The organism is Kitasatospora sp. NPDC059408, assembly GCF_042751525.1.
In the GTDB taxonomy this organism is placed as follows: domain Bacteria; phylum Actinomycetota; class Actinomycetes; order Streptomycetales; family Streptomycetaceae; genus Kitasatospora.
This window is the reverse complement of the sequence record NZ_JBHYWI010000041.1, coordinates 62244-71754: the sequence shown is the minus strand read 5'-3', so window position 1 is coordinate 71754 and position 9511 is coordinate 62244. Positions and strand designations below refer to the sequence as shown.

Genomic DNA, 9511 nt, shown 5'->3' with positions numbered 1-9511 from the left:
GGCTGCTGGGTGTGGGCGCGGCCCACGCAAACGGGCTGCGGTCTCGGGGGGCGGGGGCGGCCCGGTGACCCTTTTCGCTGGTCGTTTGGTTCACCGCCCGGGGCGGTGAACCAACCGGGTGAACCAACCGACGGATGCACGCCGTACAGCTGGGCGGGGCACCGACCGGGGTGGATCCCGACAGCCGATCAGGGAGGACTGCATCGCTGCTCGCCCCGAACCGGCCACCGAGGCCTGACCGAAACATCCCTTCTCCACTGGACCCCGGAGCACGCATGCCGTCCACCCCCGCCCGCCCGTCCCGGCCGAAGGGCCTGCACGTCGCCATGGCCGCCGTGCTGATCACCGCCGTCACCGCGACCGCGGCCAGCGCCCGCCCGCACCGCACCACCCAGCCCCAGCCGCAGCCCTCCGGGGTCGGGGCGAGCGCCACCCCGGGCGCGGCGGCCGGCCTGAACGACCCCCGCCTGAAGGACATCGCCCAGCAGCTGGTCTCCAGCGCCGAGAACTCCTCGCTGAACTGGAAGGCCCAGTTCGCGTACATCGAGGACATCAAGGACGGCCGCGGCTACACGGGCGGCATCATCGGCTTCTGCTCGGGCACGGGAGACATGCTCGACCTCGTGAAGCACTACGAGCAGCTCAAGCCGGGCAACGTCCTGAGCAAGTACCTCCCGGCGCTGCAGAAGGTGAACGGGTCCGCCTCGCACTCGGGCCTGGACCCGGACTTCGTCTCCGACTGGAAGAAGGCCGCCCAGGACCCGGCCTTCCAGCAGGCGCAGCAGGACGAGCGCGACCGCGTCTACTTCAACCCGGCCGTCATGCAGGCGCAGACCGACGGACTGCGCGCGCTCGGCCAGTTCGCCTACTACGACGCGATCGTCATGCACGGCCCCGGCGACGAGCCGGTCAGCTTCGGCGGCATCCGCGCCGCCGCGATGCGCAAGGCCAAGACGCCGGCCCAGGGCGGCGACGAGAAGACCTACCTCGCGGCCTTCCTCGACGCCCGCCGGGCCGCGATGAAGACCGAGGCCGCCCACGACGAGACCGACCGCGTGGACACCGAACAGTCGGTGTTCCTGCGCAACGGCAACCTCGACCTCAACACGCCCCTGGTGTGGAAGGTCTACGGCGAGTCGTTCCACATCGATCACTGACGCACGGAACGTGGAGAGGGGGGGGGGGGGGGCGCCGACCCCCCCCCCCCCCACACGACCCCCACCCATCCCCCCCCGTGTTGTTTTTGTTCTCCGGGTTGTGTGCACACATTAACCTGTGCGTCGGTCAAGTTGCTGTGGGCGGGCTGCTCCCCCCCCCCCCCCTCTCGTTCCCGTCAGCCGATCACCAGGACGCGGCCTCCACCCCGGCCGGTCCAGCCCCGCACACCGGGTCAGAGGTCGTCCGGATCAGCGGCGTCGCGGCCGGTCCGATCATCCGTGTCGCCGCGGGCTCGTCCTGTACCTCGGTGCCGAGCGCATCCAGTCGCAGGACGAGGTTCCGTGGCACGGCCGGCCGCGGGTGCCCCGGCCAGTAGCAGTCCGTCGCCCGGACCTCGCGGCTGCGCCGCCCGCCCGCGGTGGTCACGGGCCCGGGCGTCACCTCGACGTCCGGGCGCCACCCGCGCCCCGGCCACAGGTGTTCCAGGCACAGCTGCCAGGTGTCCGCGTTGACGACGAGGGACTCCCCCACCACGCCGGCCAGCACGAGGGTGCCGTACGGGGTGCGGACCACGGCCCGCTGGTCGAAGTCGGCGTCCTTCCCGACGACCGTGATCCGCCAGGCTCCTTCGACGAACACCCTGCCGTCAGGCCTTGCGGCGGGCGGCGACCTTGCGGCCCGCCACGATGAGACCCGCGCCGGCGGCCAGGGTGGCGGCACCGGCCACGGCGAGGGTCGTGTTGCCGCCGCCACCGGTCTGGGCGAGGGCGGGCGCGGCGCTTGCGGAGGCGGACGGGGTACCGGAGGGCAGGACCGCGGCTGCGGACGGGGTCCCGCTCGGCGTCGGCGTGGCCGTCCGGCTCGGCGTCGGAGCCGGGGTGTGCGTAGCGGGCTGGGTCGGCGTCGCGGTCGGGGTCGCGGGCACAGCCGGCGTCGACGGCACGGTCGGCGTCGGGGTGCCGGACGGGCAGAGCGGCACGTCGACGATCTTCTTGTCGACGTGGGTGTCCGCCAGGGTGTAGCGCCACTGGTCGCCGTGGCCCGAGTAGCTCACCGTGACCTTGGCGGTGCCGTGGCCGTCGATGGTGCCGTGGTACTCCTCGGTGCCGCCGATCAGGCCGAGGGTGTAGTCGCCCGCGGACTTGTAGTCGTTGCCGAGCACGAACTCGACGTGGCCGGCGTCGGGACGGCAGCCGACGGTCAGGGTGGCGTCGCTCGGCTTCCACGCGTAGGCGGGAACGGTGCCGGCCAGCGCCAGGACGGCGACCGCGCCACCGGTGACCGCGGCCGCGCGGCGTACGTGCTTCATCTGTTGTGCTCCTTGGAGGGTTTCACGGGTCACAGAGGGCCGCCCCGCGCGCCCGGCGAAGGGGGAGAGGACGCGGACGCGCGGAGCGGCGAGCCCGGCCGGCCGTCGGCGGCACGTGGCGGCGTACCCCAGGGGACGGCGGCGCACCGGACTCTCCCCACCTTGAACGGCCCGCACCCCTCCCCCGGTTCACCGCCAACAGGAATCCCTCGCGCGAACAACGCCGACCTCGCCGGAGCGAGGTCATGTCAGCGTCGAGCCTCGCCAGTCGAGATCGCTCTCGACAAAGGTTCTGCCCAAGGAGCACAGGCCCGGATCTCCGGTCCCGTTGATGGCGCCGCAGGGTCGAGTGCAGGTTCCAGCCGACCGGTGGGCATGGGTCTCGCTGCACCAGGCGGTCGCCGGCGCGCAGCACGTCGACGAGGACGTCCTCGGACGGATCAGCGAGGACCTCCCGCCGCTGTGGGATCGCGGAGAGCGGGACCAGCGACTGACGCTGCACCGGTTCGCCGAGCCTCCCGCGCTCGAACACCGACGGGACGTCTTCGCCGACGTCTACCGGGCGGTGTGCGGCGTGCTCGGCGACCCGACGCTGTACGGGGGCGGCCCTGGCGGGCCCGACGTTCGGTGGCGTGGCAGCGGCGAGGACACCACGCTACTGCGGCTGCGGGCCGACCGGCGGGAGGTGTGGGTCGAGACCGCTTCGCCCGAAGCCGTCGAGGCGGAGGAACTCGGCACCTTCCGGTGGGGCGGCCCGGGCAGTGACGGGACCAGCGACTTCTCGCGGCTGCCGTACAGCTGGCAGCTACACCTGTACGGGCCCGGCGAGACCGCCGTCTACCTGCCCGGCGGCCGACTGGCCGGCAACCTGGCGCACCTGAGGGAGGCGCTGGAGCTGCAGTTCGCCGCCTGGATCGAGCAGCTGCCCGTCCAGCGGCCCGGGGAAAAGGTCACGTTCACCATCGCCTCGCGCCGGATCAGCGGCGGAATCTCCTTCACGTACGACACCGATAAGGGGTTCCTGCTCCGCGTCGGTCCCCGGCCCGGGGACCCGCAGGTGGTGGCGGCGGCCATGACCGCCGACGGGTGGCAGCCGTCCGGCAAGCGCTGGAAAGCCGAGTTCCCCGCCCCGACCGCGCGGACCGCCACCGACGTCGCCGCGCTCATCATCGCCGAACTGGCCGCCCGCGGCCTCACCGGCGACCACGGCGAGGTGACCGCCCGCCGGGTCTGCCTCGGACCCGCGTGGGGCTTCTTCCTCGCCACGGGGCTGGGGCTGGAGACGAGCTGACGCACCGCTGCCTGGGGCCCGCCCCCGGTCGGCTGGAGCACGGCGGGCAGCGGCAGCGGACCGAACCGGGCCAGGGCCTGATCAACGGCGGTACCCGAACTGTCCCGGCCCGTCGCCACTCCGGCCCCCGCTCCCTAGAAGATCGCCGACGATGGCACCGGGCGGGCGGGCCTGGGCCCCGGGCGCTCGTCCGAGGCGCCTGGCGGAGCAGCGGGGTTCGAAACGCCACGCCGCCCGCCGAATTGGGTAGGTCGGCGCGCGGTGAGTCGCCGGCGGCGACGAGTGCCTGAGGTCGTCGGAGATCTCGCGCCCCTCGAACCGTCCGGGGAGGTCCACCGGCTCCCGACTCCCGAGATGGTCCCGCCGGAACCGTGTCGGACCCTGTTGTTAGCCTGCGCGGATGGGACTGGACATCACCGTGGTCATGGCCGACTGGAACCGGCTGGCCCGGATACCGGCGGACGAGCGCCTGGACGTACTGGACGACACCGTGTTCCCCGTCCCCTGGAGCTATCCGGTCCCGGCCGCCCTCGCCGTCGCCCAGCCCGACGGCTGGGTCTGGCCGCCGGAGTCGGCCTGGTGCGCCCGGTACAGCTTCTACGGGACCACCGGCGCCTACAGCTTTCACTGGCACCTGGCCGCCGCCTGGGCGGACATCAGGGGATCGGCGGCCCCCGACCTGCGGGCGGCGCTCGACCGCTTCCTCGGCGCCCTGGTCCCCGAGCCCCCGGACGACGGCCCCGCACCGGCCGACGGTTTCCCCGACGACCCCTCACCCTGGCGCCCGCACGTACTCCTGCTCTGCACCCCGGACGAGATCCCCGCCCTCGCCCGCGCCTGGGAGACGGCCGCACCACGGCTGGAGGAACTCCGCGCCCCATTCGACGCCGAATGCGCCGGCTATTCCTGCCGGCCCGCCACCTTCGACGACGCCGCCGCACTCCTGCACGAGTGGGGCGAGGTGGTCGCCGGAGCCGACTCCCGCGGCTGGGGCCTCATCGGCCTCAGGTGAGCTCGCCGTTCAACTGCCCTGGCAGCACCGCGTGGCCGCCTCCGGCTTCAGCGGGCTGCGCCATGCCTCCGGCGCCGACCCGGACCTCACCCTCCACCGCACGCCGTGAGACCGGAATCCCGCATCGGCCCACTGACAGTGCGCAATTCGGGCGGGCCGGCTACTCGCCGGCGAGGCCGAGCGCGGTCCGGATGGCGACGGCCTGCGTGTGGCCGCCGTGGCTGCGAACGGCTGCGACGTCCTCCTGCGCGCTCGTGCCGTCGGAGGCGGTCCGCAATGCCGCCAGCGCCGGCAGCATCTGGAGCAGTTCGGCCTTCAGGTCGGCCGCCGGCTGCCGGACCCGGTCGCTCCAGGTGGTTGAATCCAGCGTCGCCACCTCCGCGTTGACGGCGGCCGACAGGCGGTTCGCCCAGGGCCGTGCGCTCGTCGGGTCGGCGTCCAGGTCCATACTGCGGGGCGCGCCGGCGAGCTCGCCCTCCATGCGGTCGGCAGCCTGGAGGTAGCTGATCTGTTCCGTGGTCAGGGTCGTCTCGTCGCGCCGCAGTGAACCCGTCCGCTCGCCCTCGTCGTCGGCGAACCAGCAGACGATCCTGTGCCCCGAGCTCTCCCAGGACTGCTCGTCGGGCAGGTAGTCGTGGACGCGCACGGAACGCGGCAGGGCCCAGGTGTCCATCGCGTAGGCATTCCGCTGCGCCTCGCAGGCCTTGGTCGTCTCGCGCTGGAGCGGGTACGGGCCCGGGTAGAACGGGTCGTCCGCGGTCGCCACGGCGAAGACCTCGCCGGAGTGGCGCTCCGTGCAGGACAGCGGACGCACGCGGGTACGGTCCTTCGCGGTGGCGGCGTCGGGCGTCTCGAAGCAGTCACCGCGCCGGAGGCCGAACTCGCTCACCGTGCCGGAGGGTTCGGCACGGGCGGACCGCACCGGCACCAGGGGGTGTCCGAACGCGCCCAGGGCGGCGGCGACCGCGAAGGACAGTGCCCACAGGGCGGACAGGACGATCCCGGCGACGGCCAGGCCGCGCCCCCGCTGGTTGCGCCGGGGGATGCCGCACAGGGCCGCGATGCCGAAGGCGAGGCCCGCGACCCAGAGGAAGCAGGCCACCCCGAGAATGCCGGCCACCAGCGAGGTGATCGCGTAACCGCTCCACCCACCGGACGGCACACCCACCGCTGCGGCGCCACCGGCCTGATCCGGACGGCCGTCGTTCGGCTGGTCGTCGACAATCGGCAAGGCTGGCTCTCCCCCTGATGGATGCCGCCCGCACGTGGCTGATCATGGTGTGTGGCGGCTGCGTGAATATAGCCGATTGCCTCGTGTGACCCGATTGAGGACCTCCATCAGGGGAAAGCCGAAGTGCGGTGCCGTGGTCGGGGTCGTAGCACTCGGCCTCGGTGGCAGCGGTGTGGTCGCACACGCGCTGCCACTCGGCGCGGACGGCGAACGCGGCCTCGTTCCCGGCGTCGGTGTGCCGGTCGGCGCAGCGTTCTTCGAACCGGGCCTTCTCCAGGGCCTGCCGGATGTTCTCCGGGGTCAGCCCGGCCACCTGACGGCGAACCCGACCGGGGGCGTCGCCGAGCAGCCCGTGTTCCTGGTCGTCATCCTGGTCGTGGTCTGGGCGGGCAGTGGGGCGGGGTCGACAGCGTCTCCGCCTCGCTTGTGCAGCTGCCGGCCGAGGTCCTCGGCGTTCACTGCAGGTACGGTCTCGATCACGCGGCTCGCCCTGCCGCACAGCACCGCCAAACCGCCTTGTCGGTGTCCGCACGATCGACCATGATGCTCCGTCGTGACCTACCTTCTTCTTATCGGCAATCTGCTGGTCATCGCCGTATGCGTGGTGATCCACAGGGTCCACAAGTCCCGGGACTGGCGGCTCAGGGAACTGGCTCCAGCGCAGGTCGACTACGACGCGGCGGCTTACGGGCTCGTCCCGCGCGAGCGGCTCGACCCCCGGCACGCGGGCCCGCCACAGCCGCCGCACCGCCGTAAGGAGGCGCAGGCGATAGCCGACGCCGCCTGGCGCGGCGACTGGAAGCCGGCCGCCGCGTACGTCGAGGCCGCCGGGCAGGACTGGGACGAGCGCTGGTCGCGCCTGTCGCTGCTGGACTCCGTCGCCGACGAGGACGACCGCTGGCTGAAGGCCTGGAGGGCGGCCGACCCGGGCAACTGCGAGGCCGCAACGCTGGAGGCCCACCGGATGGTCCACGCCGCGTGGGCGATCCGCGGCAGCGGATACGCGCCCCAGGTGCCCGACGCGGACATGCGGGCCTTCCGCTCCATGGTGCACTCCGCCCTCAAGGCGGCCCAGAACGCCGCCCAGCTGGACCCGGCCAACCCGGCTCCCTGGGCGGTCATGGTCACCGCGGCACGCGGCTGCCAGTACGTGCCGCATCACTTCGCCGAACTGTGGGTCGGGCTGCACCGGCGGGCACCACATCACTACGAGGCCCACGTGCAAGGCCTGCAGTACTGGAGCGCCAAATGGTTCGGCTCGCACGAGCAGATGCTGGGCTTCGCCAGGCACGCGATGGACACCGCCCCGCCCGGCAGCCTCCTGCCAGCCGTCTACCTGCACGCACTGCGCGAGATGGAGCTGCGCGGGGCGCACAAGGAGCTGCTGTCCGGCAAGGACGCGAAGACCCGGCTGCGGCGGGTCGCGCAGGCCCTGGCAGAGGTGCGGCCGGACGACGAGCGGCTGCCGGCGCTGCGGCACCTGCTCGCGCACTACGCGTTGAAGGCGAAGCAGTTCGACGTCGCCCTGGAGCAGTTCCGGGCGATCGGCCCGTCGTGCGGCAGCTGGCCCTGGACCAGCGTCCCCGACCCGGTGGCGGCCTTCGACGCCGCCCGCGGCACCGCCGTCCTCCGCTCCCGGGCGCAGCCGCTGCCTCCGGATCTGCGGCCGAAGGCAGCACCGCAGCAGGCCTTGTGACGCGGTGCGGCCGCCCCGGTTCGAGGTCGGCATCCCGGTGCCAGGGTTCGCGCTGCGAGCATCTTGGACCGGCGGCACCTCACGGTAAGGTGATCAGCCGTCAGCTCAGCGTCCCCACTGGCCTGTGCATCCGTCCCCGAGCGCGTCTCGCTCGATGTGACCATGCCTGTCCGCGGGGGCCGGCTGCTACAACTTCAAGGGAAAGAACATGCACATGCGGCGTACTCCCGGCCGGCTCGCCGCAGCGGCGATCGCCGCCGCAATCCTCAGCGCCTGCGCAGGCGGCAACCCGCCCGCCCCGGGCAGTGCCGACGCCACGCCCCAGCACTCCGCACCGGGCGCACCACCGGCGGCGGCCTACGACCCGCCGACAGCGTTCGACCTCACCAAGGGTGTCGCACTGCCCGTCGAGGCAACTCGGGGCAAGGTCACCATGGCCGGCTCCATCGCCAAGCCCCTGCCGCTCACCCTGGACGGACCGACCGCCTACATCGCCGCGACGGACAGCCTGCAGGCGGTGGACCTGGCGACCGGCCGCGTCAAGACGATGATCACCGCCCTGCACCAGGCGCTACGGCCGAGCAATCAGCTCATGGACGGCAACCCTGCCGAGGCGCCGGTGATCGCGGAGGTGGCCGGAAAGCGGCAGGCGATGGCCGCCTTCCTGACGAAGGCCGCAGGACAGGGCACCACCGCGGACCGCCTCGTCGTGGAGCTGGCCACCGTGGACACGGCCACCGGCACCGGCAACACCCTGCAGAATCTGACCATCGATCTCCCCGCGGAGACTCTCACGGCCTACCCCACATCACCGTCCGCGACCTTGCTGGCCGTCCAGGGCACAACGGCCGTCATCGCCATCGACGAGACACAGGGCGGTGCCGTTCTCGCGATCGACATCGCCGCCAAGACAGTGCTCTGGAAGCAGACCCGGTTCATCGCCCGGGCGGTGACCGGCCGGCAGGTCACAGGCATCGCCCTCAAGAACGGTGCGGCGCAGCGGGTGGCGGGTTTGAGCCTGGCCGACGGTGGTATCGCCTGGAGCGCCGAGGCCGACAGCTACGGGACCGAGGTGCGGCCCGCCGGCCCCGCCACGCTGGTGGCCTCGGGGCGCGACTACGGCAACGGCAAGCAGTTCACCCGTCTGCTCGACGGGGCGACCGGCCACGAGGTCCTCGCGCTGGGCGGCGCAGGCGCTGACTGCCGGCACGACGGCCGCTCGGTCACGGTCTGCACTGACGACGGTTCCGTTTTCGCCGTGGACGACAACGCGCAGGTGCTCTGGAAGCTCCCGGACGAGGCGAACCACCGCATCGCCCCCACCGTGACCGCTGTCTGGCACGGGCTGGTCTACGGCAGCGCCGGCCACGGACCCGTCATCCTCGACACCCGTACCGGCGCGGACCGCCCTGCCACCCCCGGCATCGCCCCCGCCGCCGTCGACGCCTACGCCTGCCTCGCACTCAAGAATGACGCCAACATCCTGGTCGCCTATCCCGCGGCAGGATGAGCGGCGAGGCCTCCCGTCCTGTCCTGATCCCTCGCTCTGGGCGGCGCGGACTGCGGCGAGGCGGTGGGGCCGACGTGCGCGGCGGCCGTGATGACGACCCGTCGCGCACCGACCGGGCGCAGGCACCGCTCGCCAGCACGGCGCAGCGGGAGTCTTTGCTCGGGACGGCGGCGAGCGGGTCTTGGGCGGTTGGCGGTTGGCCGATAAGGGGCAGAGCTCGCAAACGCGCCTCGCCCCCGCACCCCGAGTGGGCACGGGGGCGACGCAGTGGCCGACCTACGGGTGGCCCGCGATGGCGTCCGCG

At 72.8% G+C, this 9511-nt stretch carries 8 protein-coding genes; 5 read left to right on the top strand and 3 right to left on the bottom strand.

All coding sequences use genetic code 11. The annotated features are described in order from the left end of the window. Positions 1 to 275 precede the first annotated feature (275 nt). Positions 276 to 1157 (top strand): chitosanase, encoded by an 882-nt coding sequence (locus tag ACFXDE_RS25780; RefSeq protein WP_380497130.1) that lies wholly within the window; start codon positions 276 to 278, stop codon positions 1155 to 1157. 184 nt (positions 1158 to 1341) lie between these two features. On the opposite strand, the gene ACFXDE_RS25775 is transcribed toward ACFXDE_RS25780, so the two are convergent. Continuing rightward, the gene (locus tag ACFXDE_RS25775; RefSeq protein WP_380497128.1) at positions 1342 to 1797 is read right to left on the bottom strand and encodes a hypothetical protein; all 456 of its coding nucleotides are present in this window, start codon (positions 1795 to 1797) and stop codon (positions 1342 to 1344) included. Positions 1798 to 1804: 7 nt separating this feature from the next. After that, the gene (locus ACFXDE_RS25770) at positions 1805 to 2467 is read right to left on the bottom strand and encodes an LPXTG cell wall anchor domain-containing protein (protein WP_380497127.1); all 663 of its coding nucleotides are present in this window, start codon (positions 2465 to 2467) and stop codon (positions 1805 to 1807) included. A gap of 349 nt (positions 2468 to 2816) precedes the next feature. On the opposite strand from ACFXDE_RS25770, the gene ACFXDE_RS25765 reads away from it, so the two are divergent. Beyond that, positions 2817 to 3758 (top strand): hypothetical protein, encoded by a 942-nt coding sequence (locus ACFXDE_RS25765; protein WP_380497125.1) that lies wholly within the window; start codon positions 2817 to 2819, stop codon positions 3756 to 3758. A gap of 400 nt (positions 3759 to 4158) precedes the next feature. Further along, a complete protein-coding gene (locus ACFXDE_RS25760; RefSeq protein WP_380497124.1) occupies positions 4159 to 4770 on the top strand; it encodes a hypothetical protein in 612 nt (203 codons plus the stop codon). Positions 4771 to 4930: 160 nt separating this feature from the next. On the opposite strand, the gene ACFXDE_RS25755 is transcribed toward ACFXDE_RS25760, so the two are convergent. Beyond that, positions 4931 to 6001, bottom strand: a complete 1071-nt coding sequence (locus ACFXDE_RS25755) for a DUF4190 domain-containing protein (RefSeq protein ID WP_380497123.1) — start codon at positions 5999 to 6001, stop codon at positions 4931 to 4933. Between the two features lie 553 nt (positions 6002 to 6554). On the opposite strand from ACFXDE_RS25755, the gene ACFXDE_RS25750 reads away from it, so the two are divergent. Together ACFXDE_RS25750 and ACFXDE_RS25745 are read left to right on the top strand one after the other, a co-directional pair. Next, positions 6555 to 7697, top strand: coding sequence for a hypothetical protein (locus tag ACFXDE_RS25750; protein ID WP_380497122.1), 1143 nt, complete (start codon positions 6555 to 6557; stop codon positions 7695 to 7697). A 214-nt stretch (positions 7698 to 7911) separates the two neighbouring features. Then, positions 7912 to 9207 (top strand): hypothetical protein, encoded by a 1296-nt coding sequence (locus ACFXDE_RS25745; protein WP_380497121.1) that lies wholly within the window; start codon positions 7912 to 7914, stop codon positions 9205 to 9207. The last annotated feature ends 304 nt before the right edge of the window (positions 9208 to 9511 follow it).